The sequence below is a fragment of the Streptomyces flavotricini genome, assembly GCF_020639365.1.
GTDB classification, from domain to species: domain Bacteria; phylum Actinomycetota; class Actinomycetes; order Streptomycetales; family Streptomycetaceae; genus Streptomyces; species Streptomyces flavotricini.
The window spans coordinates 1883687-1901176 of the sequence record NZ_JAINUL010000001.1; the positions used below are offsets into that span (position 1 = coordinate 1883687).

The following is a 17490-nucleotide window of genomic DNA, read 5'->3' on the forward strand; positions in this document are numbered from 1 at the left end:
TCGGGAAGACGGAGACACCAGGATCACGTCGTACCGGGACCGGGGAGCGAAGACGGCGATGCGGTGACACACGGCCCGGCTCCCCTCTCGTCGACGAAGTGCGCACCACGTCCCGTGGCGGCATGGGAGCGAGTGTAGGGACACGACAGCGGCCCGGCACCGCATTTTCTGCGCGGGCCGGGCCGGACGCCCCCTCAGGACGCGGCGGGACTCGGGGAGTCGTGCCCGCCGGCGTGGGAGGTGCCGGGAGAGGCGTCGTGTGCGGGGTGCTGCGAGGGATCGGACGAGGGGTCGGAGGAAGGGTCGTGAGACGGGTCGTGGGCGGAGGAGCCGTGGCCGGAGACCGTCTGGATCGTGCCGCCGAGGCGGGTGTGGGCGCCGGCCAGCGCCTCGGCGGAGGCCGCCGTGATGACCCAGGTGGGGCCGACGAGGTACGTGCCGCCGTACATCTGGGCCTCGGTCAGCCAGGTCTGCCGGCCCTGCTCGCTGGTGAAGGTGGCCATCCGGAAGCCCTCCTGGCCCGATCCGCACGCCCCTTCCCGGAGTTCCTCCGCGTCGACCGTCGTCTCGGGCGTACAGCCGAGGGCGTCGGCGATCGTCTGGAGCGGGGCGGGACGGGCGGTGGCCGGGGCCGGGGCGGCGGACGAGCTCAGGTCGGTCGGAGCCTGCGGACCGGCCGCCACCCGGGCGGCGCAGCCGCCGCACAGCAGCGTCGCGAGCAGCGCGACAGCGGCGGCGGAAGCGGCGGTACGGGGTGAACGGGGCATGGCTGACTGCCTCACATGGGGTCGGGGCCGGGCTGGATCGGAGGGGGCGGCAGGCGCGCTACGCCGTCGGCGGGACCTTCTTGCCCTCGGCCGTGACCGCGAACCAGAGCCCCTGCTTGTTGTGCCCGTTCGCCTGGCCCGGCTGGGTGTCCCCGGTGAACGTGTAGACCGGCCAGCAGTCGATCGTCAGCTGCTCGCTGCCGTCGGGCCGCTTCACCGATCCGACCAGCTTGCCGGAAATTCCCTCGGCCTTCGCCTTGTCGATCGCCGCGGCGGGCTTCCACGTATCCAGGCAGGCCCCGAGGCAGCCGAACTTCATCGGCCACGCACTGTCCTTGTCGAATCGGTAGAGCGTGCGCCACTGCCCGTCCACCAGAATCTTGCCGAGTTTCTCGTTGTCGGCCACGGAAAGCTCCGCGCCCGTCTTCATCTCCATTCCTCCCGTTCCCGCCCCCATTTCCATTCCCGCTCCGCCGTCGCCGCCCGCCTTCTGTTTCTTGTCGACCGCCTTCTTGCCGTCCGGTGCCAGTGCGTGCCAGGTGCCACCGACCCCCTCGCCCTTCGCCTCGCCGGCCTTCGTGTCCTTCGCGTAGCGGTACACGGGCCAGCCGCCCAGGGTCAGCTGCTTGCTGCCGTCGGTGCGGTCCACCGAGCCGAGGAGGGCGGCGTCGATGCCCGCGGCGGCGGAGGCGTCGTCCGCCGGGACCGCGGGCCAGGTCGTGGCGCAGTCCCCGTCGCAGTTGGACTTCGGGGGCTGGGGCGTGTCCTTGTCGAAGCGGTAGAGGGCCATCCCGGCGCTGTCGGTGACCACGCTGCCCACGCTCGCGATCTCCCGTACGGACAGCTGGCCGGCCGAACCGGCCTTGCCGGAGCCCGATCCGACGTCCGAGCCCGACCCGGAGCCGGCGGCGCCCGCCCCGTAGCCGCCCGCTCCGTAGCCCGTGTCGTATGCGCCTCCGAGGGCCTTGCCGGCACCCGCCGGCTGTACGGAATTCGCGTTGCGCGCGGCTCCGTTGTCGCTGCTTCCGCATCCTGCCGCCAGCAGCAGAACCGCGGCCACCGATCCGACCGTTGAGATACGACGCATCTTGTTCACGATCACTCCTTCGGGTTGAACCCGGGGGGTTCGTCTACTGCCTTATTCATAAGGCCTGGCGGGTTCACCGAATTCGAATGAGCGGGAATTTATCAGATCGCGCTAACCCTTGAACTCCCTTCACCGGCAGCCGTTTACCGCCGGCTCATTCCTGAATGCGCAGGGCGAGCGCGGGGCAGCGCCGCACCGCGCGGAGCGCCATCGGCCGCAGCCTTCCGGGCACCGACATGACGGCCTCGGCCGGATATCCGTCCCGGTCCAGCCGCACCACGTCGGGCAGCACGTCCACGCAGAGCCCGTGCCCCTTGCACAACGTCCAGTCAACGACGAGCCGTTCGGGGTTCTCGTCCTCGGGCAGGGGCAGCGCCCCCAGCACACGGCGTCCGCAGCCGCTGCCCAGGGCGTGGTCGCGCATCTCGTCGGGGAAGACGGCGAGCGCGGAGGCCATGAAGGCCGAGGTGCCGTCGGGATGGCTGCACGCACCGCGTCGCAGCACTCCCCGCATCCGCGCCTCGACCGCCTCCAGGGCGGGCCGGCCTCCACCGGCCACCAGGGCCTCCACGGCATCGGCGAGCGAGGGCAGGCCTCTGACGCACGGGCCGCACTGGCCGGCGGTCTCGTCCGCCATCCAGCGCATCACGCGGGCCACTTCGCCGGCCGGGCAGGTGTCCTCGGGCAGCGGCAGGACCGCACCCGCACCCAGCGTGGCCTTGAGCGAGGACAGCGACTCCCGGGAGAGCAGGGCGGTACGCGCCGCCGCCGGCGTCAGCCATTTGCCGTGGTACCCGCCGACCAGGACGCCCTGGCCCGGGGAGGAGCCGCACAGCTCCAGGACGTACGCGAGGGACGTCCCGAGCGGCGCCTCGACGACCGTCGAACCGCTGATCGTCAGCATGACGGTGCCCGGCTCGGACTCCAGGCCGACCGAGCGGAAGCCCGGCACCCCGATCCTGGCCGCGACGGCGAGCTGGGCGTACGTCTCGGTGTTGGACAGCAGGGTCGGCAGTCCGCTCAGACCCCGCTCACTGGTGCGGACCTTCTGCCCGTTGGGGACGGCGGCCCCCCCGTTGAGGCCGTTCACGAGGGAGGTGCCCTCTCCCGAGACGAAGCGCTCGGGAAGCCGGCCGACGCGCAGGCGGTTGCCGGCCACGCCGCGCTCGGCGACGGCGGCCCGCAGGGACTGCTCCACGTCGTCCCGGGTCACCCCGATGGCAACCTCCTCGGCGCCGATCGCGTCGGCTGCCAACAGGGCTCCGTCGAGCACCAGGTGCGGGGAGTGCAGCAGCATCGCGGCGTCCTTGAGGCAGCTCGGCTCCCCCTCGGTGCCGTTCACCACGACGGCGGTCCGCCCCTCCTTGGTCCGGGCGGACCGGATGACCGCTTTGAGCTTGCGGGCGAACGGAAAACCCGCTCCCCCGCGGCCCCGCAGGTCGATGCCCTCGGCGAGCTCCACGAGATCGCCCGAGGTGTACTGCGGCAGCGGACCGTGCACCACCAGGTGATTGGCGCGGTCCAGTCGCGGCAGCACATCGAGGCCGGCCAGCAGCCTGGGCTGGCCGACGCACCCGAGGGCGGGATCGACGATCGAGGTCACTGACGTCCCCGCATCCCGTCGAACGACCCACCGGACCGGTCCGTCCCCGGACCGGCCCCGATTCCGCTCGGGATGACCACCGTGTCGTACGCGTCGGCGCCGTACGACGGCGCGTACGGCGTCGTCCCGTACGGCGGGAGGATCTCGGTCGTGGGCTCCAGGGCCTGCCGGGGCGAGGGCACGAAGGCGCTCCCCACCGGCGCGGTGGCCGGATCCGGCTGCTGTGCGACGGAACGCCGGTCCGACTGCCGGGCCAGCCGGGCCGTCAGCCGTTCGGCCGCCCATTCCGCGGGCTGACGCACGAACCGCTGCGGGGGCTTCCTGGGCCGGGGCGGCGCGCCTTGGGGGGTCGCCGCCGATGCGGCCACCGGGCGGACCGGGGCGGCGCGCAGCCTGGCCCGGAGCCGTACGGCGAGCACGCCGGCGACCCCGGCGAGGCAGAGCGCGTACGACACGGTCACCCAGCCGCTGGCGGGGCGGCCGGCCTTGAGCCCGTGCACCAGGGCCGCGCCCCACGCCGGGTACGCGCCGAAGTGCAGGGCCCGCCACCACAGGGAGCGGCCCTTGGTGGCGAAGGCACTGCGGACCGCGCCGGAAACCGCCGTGGAGACGAATATGTATCCGGCGAGGGTGCCGAGGCCGATGAGGAACGGCTGGTCCTGGTCCGTGAACGGCAGGAGGGCGGAGGCGACCCCCGTCTGCGCCTCGGCGACCTTGACCCAGATGTGGAGGAGCAGGAAGCCCAGCCCCGCGACGGCGAGGCCGCGGTGCGCCGCCTGGGCGACGAGCCGGTGCCCGGAGGTGAGGACCGTACGGTCGGTGGCCGCGAGGCCCCACAGGACGGCGGAGGTGAGCGAGACGAGCGCGAGGACGCCCGCCCCGAAGTCGAGGAAGTCCCAGAGATGGCTCAGGGCGCCCGCCCGGGCCGCCACGGACAGGGCGAGCAGGCCCGTGAGGGCGCCGACGATCAGTGTGGCGGGACGCACGCCTCCGGCGGGGGACAGCAGGGGCGGCCTCCGTACGGCACGCCGGCCTGCGGCCGCCGCAGCGGCCACGCCGGCATGGCGTCTGGTGCGGCGGGCCCGGTGTGAGCGGGGCGTACGGGCTGGGGACAGGGGCATGTAGTTCTCCCATACGCCCAGGCCCGAGGCACTCGACCGCGCACTCGGCGCCCGGGGTAGTCGACGGAACTGCTCCGCGGCGGGCGGGAGATGAGGCCCCACCGGCCGGGAGCGGGGGCCGGAGTGCAGAAGCATCGTGGACCTTCGCAACGCCTCCACAGTATTTATCTAATCGTGACAAGTTCTGGCGCGCGTGGCATCGTCACACCGGACAGCCCCGGAAGATTCCCTTCCAACGGTGCGGTGGCAACAAGAGTTACGCCTTGTCCGCCATCACACCTCCCCGTCGGCAAAGCTCAGGCAAAGCCGCGGGACTGCAAGTGGATGGCACTCTCCTGGAGGGTGTACGAGGTGCTCGACTCCCCCGTCCGCACTGGCGCAGAGGGGGGAGGAAGGCGGCCTCGACAGGCTTGTCACCCTCCCACGGGGCAGGCCGTACCCCGGCATGAACGAGGTAACAATGTGCGAACTTCTGAACCGCATCTGGGCCCGTCCCCGAGGCGAATGGACCCGGGTCCTGCGAAGGGAACTCCCCGCGATCACCGCGGGGATGGTGGAGGAGCTGAGGGAGGAGCTCCCCGGGTTCTCCGCCCTCGTCGACGAGCTCGACGAGGAGGTGGTCAGACAGCGGCTCGAAGTGGCCCTGCTCACCGCCCTCGGGTACCGCGAACCCGCGCCGCAGCAAAAGAACAAGGCCGCGGAACACGCCCACCCCGACGAGGACGAGGAAGAGGAGGACTATGCCGCCGAGCACGACCTCCCGGACCAGGGAGAAGAGGAGGAGGAAGAGGATGAGGAACACCGCGGCCCGCCGGCCGGCATCCGGGTCCCCCGCCAGCGAGGGCAGTTGTCCCCCCTGACGGTCGTCCCCCGCGAGGGGCTCGGCACCCGCACCGAACGGGCCAGGCGCGAGCTGTTTTCCGCCCTCACTAGTGACATGCCCATGGCTGAAATCGCCCTCTCCGAGCTGGCCGCCGCGGCCGACTGGCCGCTCCCGGCGGAGATACGCGCCATCGCCCTCGCCACACCGGGCGAAACCCAGCAGCTGGCGGCCGTCCTGGACGACGGACTCGCGGGCATGGTCGGCGGGCAGCCCTGCCTGCTGGTCCCGAGCCCGGACCCGGAGACCCGGGCCTCGCTGGAGGCCCTGCTGCGCGGCCGGTTCGCCGCCGTCGGCCACCCCGTCGCCCCCCGCGACACCGCTTCCTCCCTGCGGTGGGCCCTTCGGCTGCTGTCCCTCACCCCCAACCGCCCCGGACCGGAGGCGCGGGCCCTCTTCGTGGACGACCACCTCTCCACCCTCCTGCTGCTCCAGGACGAGCCCTTGGCGCACGCGCTGGCCGCACGCTGGCTGCGGCCGCTGGCCAGCCTGACCCCGCGCCAGAGCGAGCGACTCGAAGTGACCCTGCTGGCCTGGCTGGAGGGCGGCGGCGCCCCCGAGGCCGCGAAGGCGCTGAGCGTGCACCCCCAGACCGTGCGCTACCGCATGCGGCAGCTGGAAAAGCTCTTCGGACCCGGCCTGCGCGATCCGCGGACCCGGTTCGAGCTCGAAATGGCCCTGCGCAGCCGCCGCCTGATGGCCCAGGTGCGCCGCCAGAACTCGCGGATCGGCCGCAAGGTGCGCGTCGCCACCACCGACTTCCGGCCGCTGGGCGGCGTCGGGCGCATGGCCCGCGTCAACGGCCTGTAACCCCCCGGGCCCCCCGGCCCCCGAACCCCCCGAACCCTCCCCCCCGACCCTCCCCCGTACACACGGATTCGGCCCCGGTCCCCTCCCCGCCCCCGCGGAGCAGAGGGACCGGGGCCGCCGTGTGCCACGGGTCCACCGGCCGGCAGATCCACGGACCTGCAGATCCGAAGCCCTACGGGTCCACAGGCCTACCGGCCCACGAGGGCCGCGGACGCCGCCCCGGCCCGCAGCGCGGCATTGAGGTCGAGCAGTTCGGCGTACGCACGGGAACAGGACCGGCAGGCCGCCAGGTGCCGGGCGAGACCCCGGCCGCGCGGCGTGGTGCCGCGGCGCCGGATCACCGCCCCGAGCAGGCTGCCGTAGTGGCGGCACCGGGCGTCGGCGGCCGTGTCCAGGTGCGCCCGCAGGTACGCCTCGCGCAGCCCCTCGCGGGCCCGGAAGGCCAGCGAGGTCACCGCGCTCGGGGTGATGCCGAGCAGCAGGGGCACGGGGTGCGGGCAGTCGTCCTCGACGAGGGTGTGCCAGAGGACGGCCCTCCAGCGTTCGGGCAGGCCCTGGAAGGAGCGGGCGACGAGCCGGCGGTCCTCGCTGGCCAGCAGCCGGCGCTGCGGGTCGTCCCCGTCGGGACCGGGCCGGCACCAGGCCTCGACGTCGGGCGTCAGGACCGTCCGGCCGGCGCACTCCCGCCACTCGACCGCCGTGCGGCGGACCACAGACAGGAGGTACGGACGCCAGACCTCCCGGGGCCCGGCCCCGGAGCGGACGGCCTGGAGGGTGCGGATGAACGCCTCCGAGACGAGGTCCTCGGCGTCCTGCGGGGCCCTGGAGCAGCGGCGCGCACATGCGAAAGCGGCGGCACGGTGCCGCCGGTACAGGCGCTCGCAGGCGGCCGGATCGCCGTCGCCGGCGGCGTAGGCCGCTCTGAGCCGCCGGATGAGGTCCCCGTCCGAGGGCTCGGGACCGGGGTCGGGTTCCGGACGCGGTTCCCGACGCGGTTCCGGGCGGGGCGCGGAACGGGGTTCGGGAGGGGTGGTGTGACGAGAGCCGGACATGGCACTCCTCGTATGGGTCTCAGGGCCCGGACCCGGGCCCCTTCGGGCGGGGGCACAAACGCCTGTGCGGTGCCGGCCCGAAGGGGGCTTCGGGCCGGCACCGCTCTCGGGGCGACGCGGGGGAGGTGGGAGGGGGGCGCCGTCCCGAGGGTTCTCAGCGGCAGGCGCGCCCGTCGTTGATGCAGCGCACCGCGCCAGACATCAGGCCGTTCGACATGACGTTGATGAAGTCCCCGTGGTCGGTCACCGGCTTGTGGAGCTGCTCCGGGAAGCTGTCCACGGCGAACCGGGAACCGGGCGGCACGCTGTAGACGATCCGCTGGACCAGCTGCGGGATGGCCTTGAAACCCTTCTTGCAGTTGCCGTTGTTGTCGGCGAAGGCCACGTGGGTGCGGTGGTTGGCGCTGTCGATGTTCTTTCCGTCCCAGCAGCTCTGGAAGTTGAACGTCCGTACGACGTCACTGCCCTTGGGGCACACCGGGTACTTGTCCTTCAGCTGGCGGTTCTCGAAGCCGGTGCAGCTCCACGACGCGTTGGCGTTCGCGTTGCCGTTGGTGAGGGCCTTGGCGTCGCCGGTGATGATCCGCATGAAGCGGGGCATCGCCGTCACCTTGCTCACCGGGCTGCCCTTGAACTCGATGGTCACCTGCTTCGGCTTCAGGATCGTGCCGATGTTGGCGTCCTGGCCGCCGCCGGGCGCCTTCGCGTCCTTCTCCGCCTTGCCGTCGCGCAGTCGCAGCACGGGCCAGTAGTACGTCGACTGGTCGCCGTTGGTGCAGGTGGTCCCGGACTGGGCGAGGCTGTTGTTGGTGGAGAAGGCGTCGGTGGTCTTGTTGCCGACGTAGTCGTGCATGTGGTGGGCGCCGTTGCTCACACCGGGCGCGACGATGACGTTGTCGGGGTTGAAGTGTCCGTTCTCGTTGCGCCCGCACTGCACGGCGAACGATCCGGTGGAGGCGCCGCCGCCGGCCGCGGGCTTGCGCACGTTGGGCTTCACGGTGCCGATGCTGACGAAGTCACTGCGGGCCGGGCCGCCCTTGGCCTGCTGCTGTTGCTGTGCCTGCTGTTGCTGCGGTGCGCCCTGCTTCGCGGCGTCCTGGGCGCCGTTGTCGGCGGCCGGCTCGTCCGCCGGGTCGGCGGCCGCCGCCTCCTTCATCACGCATCCGCTGAGCCCTTGCAGTCCGGCGGGCTTCTGGCCCGCCTTCCCGAGCGTGTCGGACAGGTTGGTGATGGTCTTGTCGCGCTGCTGCTTCAGTCCGCCGAGCAGTGTCTTGCTCTTGGCCTGACCGGAGGAGAGCTGCTTGTAGGCGTCCGCGACCTGGGTGTCGAGCTGCGCGAGGTTCGCGTCCACCTCCTTGCGGGCCTGGTCGGGGACGTTGTCGAGCTTGTCGCCCACGTCCGGGCAGTCGATGGTGGCGGTCACGGGCGCGCTGCGGGAGTTCTGTCCCGCGAAGGCGCCCTGCGAGACGAGCACGACCCCGCCGCCGCCCAGGACCAGGGCGGACATCGCGGCGAGGATCTTGTGCTTCGGCCGCAGACGGCGTTTGTGGCCCTTTTGACTCATGCGATCACTTCACTTCGTCGGTCGGGAATTGGGGGAGGAGGCGGGGGCGGGTGCGGAGGGGGTGCCCGACGGGGCGTCCGCGAGGCCGTCGAAGTCGACGAGCCCACTGGCCTCGAGGACCGTGATGTGGTCCAGGACCGTGCTGTTGGCGTCCGTGGCGAGGGCCCGGACCATCGAATTGCGGGTCTGCGCCCGGATCTGGGCCACGAGTGCGAACACCTTGCCGTGGGCCCTGCGCAGCAGCTGGATGAACAGCTGCTCGTACTGGGGGCCTTGGGCCCGGTCCATCTGGTCGAGCCAGCCCTGCTGCTGCGCGCTGGGCTGGTTGGGGATCTCCATGCCGAGGGCCTGGCTCACCTCCATGACCCTGCGGTCCAGTTCGGTGTGGCCGTCGACGAGGTGCTCCCCCGCGGTGCGGATCGCGGGCCGTGTGCTGCGCTGCATGGCCTGCCGCCCTGCGGGCAGCTCCCACAGGCCGGCGAGCCGCACCTTGCGGACGAAGTCCCGGTCCTGGGGGGTGAGCGGCCCGAAGGCCGTGCTCTGGATACCGGCGCCGTCGTCCTCGGCCGCCGGAGCCGTGGCGGCCGCGGCGTTCCTGCCGCCGAACTTCTGCACGGGGATCAGCAACGCGATCAGGGTGAAGGCCAGGGCGCCGATGACGACGCCGGTTGCCATCACGTGTCTCGATGCCACCGACATGCCACCGACGGCCGACCGACGGAAAGACAGCACTGCGCCTCCTTGCTGCGTGGACCGGGAGGGGGTGCGCAGGCTCGGGCTCCAGCAGTTGCCCGTGTCCAATGCACCCGCGCTCCCCGGGTGCCACGGGACGCTAGTGCCAGTTGTGGTGCCCGTTTGGAAGGACCATCACGAATGGACAAACATCCGGTCAACGCCCTGAAAGGCTGGTACCGTTCGCGGGCGCTAGCTCTCGGGCGCCGTGGGCACCGGGCGGGTGCGGGCCACGAGCAGGGCCACGTCGTCGCGGTCGCCCGGCTGGCGCAGTTCGGCCAGCAGCAGGTCGCAGGTCTCCTCAAGGGGACGGGCGGGGTCGCGGAGCAGGGACGTGAGCACCTGCAGGCGGATGTCGATGTCCTCGTCGCGGGTTTCGACGAGCCCGTCGGTGTAGAGGACGAGCTGGTCGCCGACGTCCAGGTCCAGGGCAGTGGCCTCGAAGGGCACACCGCCGACCCCCAGGGGCGCGCCCGTCGGCAGGTCGAGCAGTTCGGGCTGCCGACCGGGGCTCGTCCGTACGGGCGGCAGGTGGCCGGCGGTCGCGATGCGGCACTGGTTGCGGTGCGGATCGTAGACGGCGATCACGCAGGTGGCCATGGTGTGCCCGAGCCCGGTGGCCGTGTGGTCGAGCCGGGTCAGGACGGTGGCCGGGTCGAGGTCCAGCTCCGCCAGGGTGCGGGCGGCGGTGCGCAGTTGACCCATGGTGGCGGCGGCGTTGATGCCGCTGCCCATGACGTCGCCGACGACCAGGGCCGTCTTGTCGTCGGGCAGCGGGATCACGTCGAACCAGTCCCCTCCTACCTCGCCGGCCGCCTCGGCGGGCTGGTAGCGGTAGGCGATCTCCAGGCCCGGGGTGGGGGTGGGGCTGTGGGGCAGCAGGTGGCGCTGGAGGGCGAGGGCCGCGTGCCGCTGCTTCTGGTACCAGCGGGCGTTGTCGATGCAGACGGCGGCGCGGGCCGCGAGCTCGCTGGCGAGCAGGACGTCGTCCTGGTCGAACGGCAGCGGATTGTCCGTGCGTTGGAGGCCGAGGGCGCCGATGACCTCGCCGCGGGCGATCAGCGGCACCGCCAGGTACGAGTGGAGCCCGGCCGCGGCGAGGAGGGTCGCGGCCTCGGCGTCCCGGGCGACGCTGGGCAGCTCGGCTTCCGTGACCCTCGCGACGAGCACGGGGCGGGCGGCCCGTACGCACTGGGTGACCACGCGGGTGGTGTCGTAGCGGGCGATCGTGCCCACCTGGTCGGCCGCGAGGGTGGCGGGGGTCGGGCGGGCCGCCTTGACGGCGAGGGCGCGGAACCGCACGCTCTCGTCCGTCGGGGCCCCGGGCGGGTGCTCGCCCGTCAGGACGGCGTCGAGGATGTCGACCGTGGCGAGGTCGGCGAGCTGCGGCACCGCGATGTCGCCGAGCTCGCGCGCGGTGACCCACAGGTCGAGGGTGGTGCCGATGCGTACGGAGGCGTCGGCGATCAGGGCGAGCCGCTGGCGGGCCAGGGCGACGGCCATCGAGGTCTTGTGCTGTTCGGTGACGTCGACGATGGAGGCGGCGACGCCGAGGGGCCGCCCGGCCGGGTCCTCCAGCCGGTAGAGGGAGAGGGACCAGGCGTGGTCCTGATCGGGGTCCGCCGGCGTACGGCCGGTGGTGAACCGGTTCAGCTGCGGCCGGCCGGTGGACAGGACGTCGCGCATGGCTGATTCGATGGACGCGGCGTCCACGTGCGGCAGCGCCTCGTGGACGTGGAGGCCCATGTGTCCGGCCGCGGGCAGCCCGTTGATCCGTTCCAGGGCCGGGTTGACCAGGACGTAGCGCAGATCGGTGTCCAGGACGGCCAGACCGATCGGGGACTGCGCGACCAGCCGCGTCGACAGGGCCAGGTCGCGTTCCACACGCCGCAGGGTGGCCTGGTCGGAAATGATGCCGAGGGCGTAGCGGCGCCCCTCGCCGTCCTCCAGTCGCATGTTGCGGAACTCCGCCAGGCGGGTGGTGCCGTCCTTGTTCCGTACGGGGAAGGCCCCGGCCCAGGAGCCCGTGCCGGCCATCACCTCCTCGAAGAGGGAGAGGACCGTGGCCAGGTTCTCTTCGTCGACCAGCAGCTGCGCCGCGAAGCGGCCGAGGGCGTCGCCCGGGGTGTAGCCGAACAGTTCCTCGGCCTGCGGGCTCCACAGTGCGATCCGTCCCTCCCCGTCGAGGACCACACCCGCGACGCCGAGCACGTCGAGGAGGCCGGGCCCGGTGGCGGGGTCGACGGAGAGGGCACCGGAGGACTCCGGGTCCGGGTGGTCCGGGTGGTCGGGTTCCGGGTCCGGGCGCTCCGGGTCAGGGTCGGCCGGGGAGGGGTCCGCCGTACTCATGCCGGCCGCTCCTTCCCGTCCGCTGCCGCAGGGGTGCACCGGCCCGCTCGGTCTCCGCGCCCCGGGTCCGCGCCGGGGTGCTCCCATCCTCCCCCCACTCCCGCGGACCGGCAGCGCAACCGCCCCCCGATACCGCCGTACGACGGAGCGCGGCCGGTGTGCGGCCGGTGCGCGGCCGGTGCGCGGCCAAAATGGGCGCGGTGCATTCAGGAGTCATGGACCACCGGCCGCCGCATCCGAGCCGTCGCCACGTCGGCGAACCGCGCCTGCCCCCTCCCGGCGGTCCCCTTCGCGCTGATCCTGATCTCGATCTTCGTCACTCTCTTCGCACACCTGCGCGAGGTTCACGAGAAACAGCTGACGCAGCTGCGCTCGGTCGCCGAGGCCGCTCAGGAGGTCGCCCTGCGACCGCTCCGCGGCCGGATGGACCCGCTGCGTCTGGCCTGGCCGGGGGACGGTCCGGAGGCCCTGCTGCGCCACCTGTGCGCGGACCTGCTGGCGCACTCCCCGTGCGGGAGTCTGGGCGACGACGCGGCGATGGTCGCCATCGAGCGCATCGGCGGCGGTGCCTGAACCGGCGGATACGGTTTCCGCCGTGACATCAGTTCCTGTGGCGTGTCGGCCAGTTGTCCGGATTTGAGCTCGTTCGTGAGGCGCATGCACACCGGCCCTTCGGGATGATTCGCACGGGGGCCTTCGTACAACAAGGTGGTGAGGCCATCGCATTCACGGAAGGAAACGGCTCTTCGTGAAAATGAAACGCCTCGCACCCATGCTCGCCGCCGCCGGTCTCGTCGCGACCGGTGTCCCGCTGCTCTCCGCGACGCAGGCCTCGGCCGCCCCGGCCGCGGAGTACACGCCGCAGAAGCCGGCGTGGCAGCGCTGCAGCGCCGATCAGCCCGCCTCGTACGAGTGCGCGACGATCAAGGTCCCGCTCGACTACCGGCGCCCGCAGGGCCGCACGATCGACCTCGCGATATCGCGGATCAAGAGCGAGAACCCGGCCAAGCGGCACGGCGCCATGCTGCTCAACCCGGGCGGGCCGGGCGGCGGTGGGCTCGATCTGCCGCTGATGATGAACGAGCTGATGCCGAAGGACGTGCGCGACCAGTACGACCTGATCGGCTTCGACCCGCGCGGGGTCGGCGCGTCCACGCCCATCACCTGCGGGCTGACGGACGCCGAGCAGAACATCGACCGGCCGTACAAGGAGGAGACCTTCCCGGCGGACGTGGCCTGGGCGAGTACCGTCGCGGACAAGTGCCGCGAGAAGTCCGGTTCCATCCTGCCCTTCGTCACCACGCGGAACACCGCGCGCGACATGGACGCGATCCGCGCCGCGCTGGGCGAGAAGAAGATCTCGTACGTCGGCTACTCGTACGGCACGTACCTGGGCGCGGTGTACACGCAGATGTTCCCCGAGCGCAGCGACCGCTTCGTGCTGGACAGCGGCGTGGACCCGCAGCGCATCTGGCGGGGAATGATCCAGGTGTGGGCGACCGAGGCGGAGCCCGCCTTCAAGCGGTGGACGCAGTGGACGGCCGAGCGCTCGGCCGACTACGGGCTCGGCGACACCCCGGACGCGGTCTCCAAGACCTTCTGGGACCTCGTGGCCCGGGCGGACAGGGAGCCGATCGAGTTCGAGGGCACGAAGCTCACGGGCGATGACATCCGCACCGCGCGCGCCCTGTTCTTCTACCCCTCGCAGGCGGCCCCCCTGGTCAAGTCGCTGAAGGACGCCGCCGACGGCAAGCCCGTCCGGCTGACCGAGCCCCAGCGCAAGCTGCTGAAGCCTGCCGACGGACCGGCGTCGGACAACGGCACGGCCGTGTTCTGGTCCGTGGTGTGCGGGGACACGGAATGGCCCCGCTACCCGGAGCAGTACCAGCGGGAGGCCGCGAAGGACAAGGCCAGGTACCCGCTGTACGGGGACTTCGCGTCCAACATCAAGCCGTGCGCCTACTGGCAGCGGCCCATCGAGCCGCCGACGGCCATGAAGACGAAGACCAACGTGCTGACCGTGCAGAACGAGTGGGACTCCCAGACCCCGCTGGTCAGCGGCCAGGGCCTGCACAAGGCGCTCAAGGGCTCGCGGATGGTGCTCGCGATGGGCGGTGAGGGCCACGGCGTGTACCTCGCCGACCCGAACTCCTGCGCCAACGCCACGGTCAACTCCTACCTGACGACGGGCGAGCTGCCCGCCCGGGACGTGACCTGCCGGACGGCGCCGGGCGCGCAGGAGCGCCGCTCCGAGATCGCCCCGCAGTCTCCGCAGCGCTTCCCGGTCCTCGGCGACGGGAGGTTCTGATCCCGCGGGCTTCGGCCGCCGGTCAGGCCGCCTCCGCGGCGGCCTTGATCCGGCGGCCGAAGTCGGGCGCGTCCTTGCGGGCCGCGCTCAGCGCGAGGCCCACCAGCAGCTTCCCCAGTCCGTGTCCTTCGAGGGTGTTGAAGATGCGGACCCGGGTGCGGTCGCCGGGGAGGGCTTCGAAGTCGTACCCGCCCTCGGCGGTGACCAGGTTCCTGCTCTGCTCCGTCCAGCGGATCAGCTTCTGCGGCTCCAATCCGGTGATGCGGAACTCGCGGCCGGTCTTCATCCCGGCGTCCTTCACCGTGCTGCGGAAGACCGTGCCCACACCGGTCGGGCCGTCGGGCGTCTTGGTGATCTCCTGGACCCTCGGGCTGAACTGCGGGTCGTTGCGGCCGTCGGCCAGGTAGGCGAAGACCTCCCCGATGGGTCGGTCGATCTCGACGGTCGACTCGAACTGTCCGGACACGACTGCTCCTCCGTACACTCCCCCGCGATCCACGATCGCAGAACCGGGCCTCCTGCGCGCGCCGCACGGGCCGCGCGGGCTCCGGTCCGAGGCGGAGCGCCTCACCGGCGTGAGGACCGCCGGGGGCCGCTGAGCGCGTCCCGCGCGGTGTCCGGCGTCCGGGCGCGCCCGGCCCGGCTCCCCCGCAGCGGCGTCAGCAGCCCCGCTCCGACGATGGCGAGGCAGAACGCCCCGGCGCCCACGCTGACCGCCGGTACCCCGTGCCGGCCGGCCAGCAGGGTGAGGGCGGCCGCGCCCACCGGCCCCGAGGCGCCGTGCACGGTCCAGAAGGCGGAGGTGACCCGCCCGAGCAGCGGATCCGGGGTCACCTCCTGGCGCAGGGTCAGGGAGCAGACCGCGCCGAGGGTCAGCCCGAACATGAACACGGCGGCCGCCGCGGCGATCACCGGCAGGCTGCCGCTGACGCCCGTCACCGCCATCGCCACGCCAATCAGGGCCACCGAGCCCAGCCAGCAGGAGCCGAACCCGAAGGTCCGGCGCAGCGGGGCGGCGGCGAAGGCCGCGCCGACCACGCCGAGGCCGCTGACGGCGATGACGTAGCCGACGGTGGCCGCGCCCAGCCCGAGGTCGTGCCGGATCCGGAAGACCAGCAGGTCGGTGGCGCCCATGGTGACGAAGGTCAGCAGCGTGAGCAGAACGGTCAGTGCCCGCAGCACGGGATGGGCCCACAGGAAGCGGAACCCTTCGAGGAACATCTCGCGCAGCTTCCCGGCCTGGGAGACGCCCGTCTCCGCGGTCACCGGTCCGGCGGTGCCCTCCCGCCCGAAGGCCACCCACCGCAGGCTCACGGCCGAGACCAGGAAGGTCGCCCCGTCCACCCCCAGGGCCCAGTCCGGTCCGACTCCGGCCGCGATGAACCCGGCCGCGGCCGGACCGCACAGGGTCCCGAAGGCGAAGGTCGCCGTCAGCCGTCCGTTGGCGGTGATCAGGTGCTCGGCGCGGACCAGATTCGGCACCGCCGTCACGTACGCCACGTCGAACAGCGTCTTCAAGGTGGTGACCAGCGCCGTCAGCACGTACAGCACCCAGATCCGCGGCCCGGCCAGCCAGACGAACGGGACCGCGCCCAGCAGCAGCGCCCGTACGAGATCGCAGGCGATCATCAGGCGGCGCCGGTCCGTCCGGTCCACCACGTACCCGGCGAACAGACCGGTCACGATGGTGCCGACCCCCGAGATGACCGTGATCAGGCCCATCTGTACCACGGACCCGGTGGCCTCGAAGACCAGCAGGGGCAGCGCGAGCAGCGAGATCGACCCGCCGAGCACGGACAACGCCTGGCCGAGCCAGAAGACGTTGAAGTCGCGGTTGCGCCGGAGCGAGGGGGGGTGGACCGGTGCCGGCACTCCGGCTCAGCCCAGCAGGGCGTAGACCGTCGACGCCGTCGCGGACGGCTCCTCGGCGCCCTCGGGGGTCATCGTGATGTCGGCGAAGGCCATGCGCTTGCCGAGCTTGGTCACGCGGACCCCGATCAGCACGTCCGCGGCGACCACCGGCCGCTGGAAGCTGGTCGACTGCTGGACCGTGGTCATCGGCCCGTACGCCCCGCGCGCCGCGGAGATCGCGATGACGGTGGCGGTGTCGGCGGCCGCCATCAGGGCCTGGCCGGACATGCCGCCGCCGTCCCGGGCCAGCTCCTCGGACCAGGGCAACCGCAGCACGGCGTGCCGCTCGCCCGTCTCCTGGACGGTCAGCCCGAGGGCGAGCACCCAGGGGGCGAAGTTGTCGGCGAGGATCTTGTCTGCGTCCGCGGGTGTCAAGGTCACCCGGAGATTGTGGCGGCCCGCCCACGGCCGCCACAACACCTTTCAGCGCACTACGCGTTCCAGCCACCCGAGCAGGTCGGCGACGACCTCGTCCCGGTCCGTCTCGTTGAACAGTTCGTGTCGGGCGTCCTCGTAGGTGCGGTACTCGACGTCCGGGTGGCCGGCCGCGCGGTAGCGCTCGACCTCCAGATCGCTGAGCTCCAGCCCGTGGTTGAGCGGATCCGCCGAGCCGACGGCCACGTACAGCGGGACGGCGTGCGGAGCTCCCGCCGGGTCGTGCAGCCGGGTCGAGGCGGCCTCGTACAGCTCCCCCATGGCCCGGTCGTCGATCGCGAAGCCGCAGAGCGGATCGGCGAGGTACGCGTCGACCTGGGCCTCGTCCCGGCTGAGCCAGTCCGCCGGTGTACGGGCGGGCTCGAACGGCGCGTTGAAGGCGACGAGCGGATCCGCGCCGGCCTCCGCGACCCGCAGGAACATCCGGTCCACGGCGGTGGTGCCGTACAGCGCGACGGCGTCGGCGTGCTCGGGCCAGTCGAGCAGGTAGTGCTGCGCGGCGAAGGAGCCGAGGCTGTGGCCGAGCAGCACCAGCGGTGTCCCGGGGTGCAGGCCGCGGACCGTCTCGGAGAGCGCGGCGAGGTCGTCGACCAGCAGCTGCCAGCCGTTCTCGCCGAGCACGCCGGGCCCGGCGTTCATCGTCAGGCCGTGGCCCCGGTGGTCGGGTGCGTAGACGGCGTAGCCGCGCGCGGTCAGTTCACCGGCCAACGGAGCGTACCGCAGGGCGTGTTCCCCCATGCCGTGGGCGATCAGGACGATCGCCCGCGGCTCGGGGCCGGCCGGCCCGCCGCCGGGGCGCGGGCCGGGGAGCCACGTGTGCACGGTCACGGTGGTGCCGTCACTGCTGTCGAACGTGAACATCGTGGCTCCC

The 17490-nt window shown here is 72.5% G+C and carries 15 protein-coding genes; 3 read left to right on the plus strand and 12 right to left on the minus strand.

The annotated features are described in order from the left end of the window. Positions 1-194: 194 nt before the first annotated feature. The 4 genes from K7B10_RS08660 to K7B10_RS08675 all read right to left on the minus strand — a co-directional run bounded on the left by K7B10_RS08660 (position 195) and on the right by K7B10_RS08675 (position 4443). Positions 195-767 carry a hypothetical protein gene (locus K7B10_RS08660; RefSeq protein WP_229335426.1) on the minus strand — a complete coding sequence of 191 codons (573 nt, stop codon included), beginning with the start codon at positions 765-767 and terminating at the stop codon, positions 195-197. Positions 768-825: 58 nt separating this feature from the next. Continuing rightward, on the minus strand, positions 826-1854 hold the full coding sequence (locus K7B10_RS08665) for an SCO0930 family lipoprotein (RefSeq protein WP_229344857.1): 1029 nt from the start codon (positions 1852-1854) through the stop codon (positions 826-828). A gap of 154 nt (positions 1855-2008) precedes the next feature. Continuing rightward, entirely contained in the window at positions 2009-3457 is a 1449-nt protein-coding gene (locus tag K7B10_RS08670) for an NADH-quinone oxidoreductase subunit NuoF family protein (protein WP_229335427.1), read from the minus strand. Next, a complete protein-coding gene (locus K7B10_RS08675) occupies positions 3454-4443 on the minus strand; it encodes a hypothetical protein (RefSeq protein WP_229335428.1) in 990 nt (329 codons plus the stop codon). Before K7B10_RS08675 ends, K7B10_RS08670 begins: the two co-directional genes overlap by 4 nt. Positions 4444-5038: 595 nt before the next feature. On the opposite strand from K7B10_RS08675, the gene K7B10_RS08680 reads away from it, so the two are divergent. Further along, positions 5039-6268 carry a PucR family transcriptional regulator gene (locus K7B10_RS08680; RefSeq protein ID WP_229335429.1) on the plus strand — a complete coding sequence of 410 codons (1230 nt, stop codon included), beginning with the start codon at positions 5039-5041 and terminating at the stop codon, positions 6266-6268. A gap of 188 nt (positions 6269-6456) precedes the next feature. On the opposite strand, the gene K7B10_RS08685 is transcribed toward K7B10_RS08680, so the two are convergent. The 4 genes from K7B10_RS08685 to K7B10_RS08700 form a co-directional block, all read right to left on the minus strand. Next, a complete protein-coding gene (locus K7B10_RS08685) occupies positions 6457-7320 on the minus strand; it encodes an RNA polymerase sigma factor (protein ID WP_229335430.1) in 864 nt (287 codons plus the stop codon). Positions 7321-7474: 154 nt separating this feature from the next. Next, positions 7475-8884 (minus strand): DUF1996 domain-containing protein, encoded by a 1410-nt coding sequence (locus K7B10_RS08690; protein ID WP_229335431.1) that lies wholly within the window; start codon positions 8882-8884, stop codon positions 7475-7477. Between the two features lie 9 nt (positions 8885-8893). Then, positions 8894-9559 carry a DUF4142 domain-containing protein gene (locus tag K7B10_RS08695; protein WP_229335432.1) on the minus strand — a complete coding sequence of 222 codons (666 nt, stop codon included), beginning with the start codon at positions 9557-9559 and terminating at the stop codon, positions 8894-8896. A gap of 249 nt (positions 9560-9808) precedes the next feature. Next, positions 9809-11965 carry a SpoIIE family protein phosphatase gene (locus tag K7B10_RS08700; protein WP_229335434.1) on the minus strand — a complete coding sequence of 719 codons (2157 nt, stop codon included), beginning with the start codon at positions 11963-11965 and terminating at the stop codon, positions 9809-9811. Between the two features lie 156 nt (positions 11966-12121). On the opposite strand from K7B10_RS08700, the gene K7B10_RS08705 reads away from it, so the two are divergent. Both K7B10_RS08705 and K7B10_RS08710 read left to right on the plus strand, forming a co-directional pair. Beyond that, on the plus strand, positions 12122-12538 hold the full coding sequence (locus K7B10_RS08705; protein WP_229335436.1) for a hypothetical protein: 417 nt from the start codon (positions 12122-12124) through the stop codon (positions 12536-12538). Positions 12539-12719: 181 nt separating this feature from the next. Then, positions 12720-14273 (plus strand): alpha/beta hydrolase, encoded by a 1554-nt coding sequence (locus K7B10_RS08710; protein ID WP_229344858.1) that lies wholly within the window; start codon positions 12720-12722, stop codon positions 14271-14273. A gap of 22 nt (positions 14274-14295) precedes the next feature. Here the strand turns inward: K7B10_RS08710 and K7B10_RS08715 are convergent, their stop codons facing one another. From K7B10_RS08715 to K7B10_RS08730, 4 genes are all read right to left on the minus strand, one after another. Beyond that, positions 14296-14739, minus strand: a complete 444-nt coding sequence (locus K7B10_RS08715) for an SRPBCC family protein (RefSeq protein ID WP_229335438.1) — start codon at positions 14737-14739, stop codon at positions 14296-14298. A gap of 101 nt (positions 14740-14840) precedes the next feature. Then, positions 14841-16145: an MFS transporter gene (locus K7B10_RS08720; protein WP_229335439.1), complete on the minus strand. Its 1305-nt coding sequence runs from the start codon at positions 16143-16145 to the stop codon at positions 14841-14843. 6 nt (positions 16146-16151) lie between these two features. Beyond that, positions 16152-16565, minus strand: coding sequence for a PaaI family thioesterase (locus tag K7B10_RS08725; RefSeq protein WP_030870303.1), 414 nt, complete (start codon positions 16563-16565; stop codon positions 16152-16154). Positions 16566-16607: 42 nt separating this feature from the next. After that, the gene (locus tag K7B10_RS08730) at positions 16608-17480 is read right to left on the minus strand and encodes an alpha/beta fold hydrolase (RefSeq protein WP_229335440.1); all 873 of its coding nucleotides are present in this window, start codon (positions 17478-17480) and stop codon (positions 16608-16610) included. Positions 17481-17490: the final 10 nt, after the last annotated feature.

Bases quoted from the DNA above. Each gene is read 5' to 3' on its own strand.
- K7B10_RS08660 (WP_229335426.1), bottom strand. From the start codon at position 767: ATGCCCCGTTCACCCCGTACCGCCGCTTCCGCCGCCGCTGTCGCGCTG.
- K7B10_RS08665 (WP_229344857.1), bottom strand. From the start codon at position 1,854: ATGCGTCGTATCTCAACGGTCGGATCGGTGGCCGCGGTTCTGCTGCTG.
- K7B10_RS08680 (WP_229335429.1), top strand. From the start codon at position 5,039: ATGTGCGAACTTCTGAACCGCATCTGGGCCCGTCCCCGAGGCGAATGG.
- K7B10_RS08685 (WP_229335430.1), bottom strand. From the start codon at position 7,320: ATGTCCGGCTCTCGTCACACCACCCCTCCCGAACCCCGTTCCGCGCCC.
- K7B10_RS08690 (WP_229335431.1), bottom strand. From the start codon at position 8,884: ATGAGTCAAAAGGGCCACAAACGCCGTCTGCGGCCGAAGCACAAGATC.
- K7B10_RS08695 (WP_229335432.1), bottom strand. From the start codon at position 9,559: ATGGCAACCGGCGTCGTCATCGGCGCCCTGGCCTTCACCCTGATCGCG.
- K7B10_RS08700 (WP_229335434.1), bottom strand. From the start codon at position 11,965: ATGAGTACGGCGGACCCCTCCCCGGCCGACCCTGACCCGGAGCGCCCG.
- K7B10_RS08710 (WP_229344858.1), top strand. From the start codon at position 12,720: ATGAAACGCCTCGCACCCATGCTCGCCGCCGCCGGTCTCGTCGCGACC.
- K7B10_RS08730 (WP_229335440.1), bottom strand. From the start codon at position 17,480: ATGTTCACGTTCGACAGCAGTGACGGCACCACCGTGACCGTGCACACG.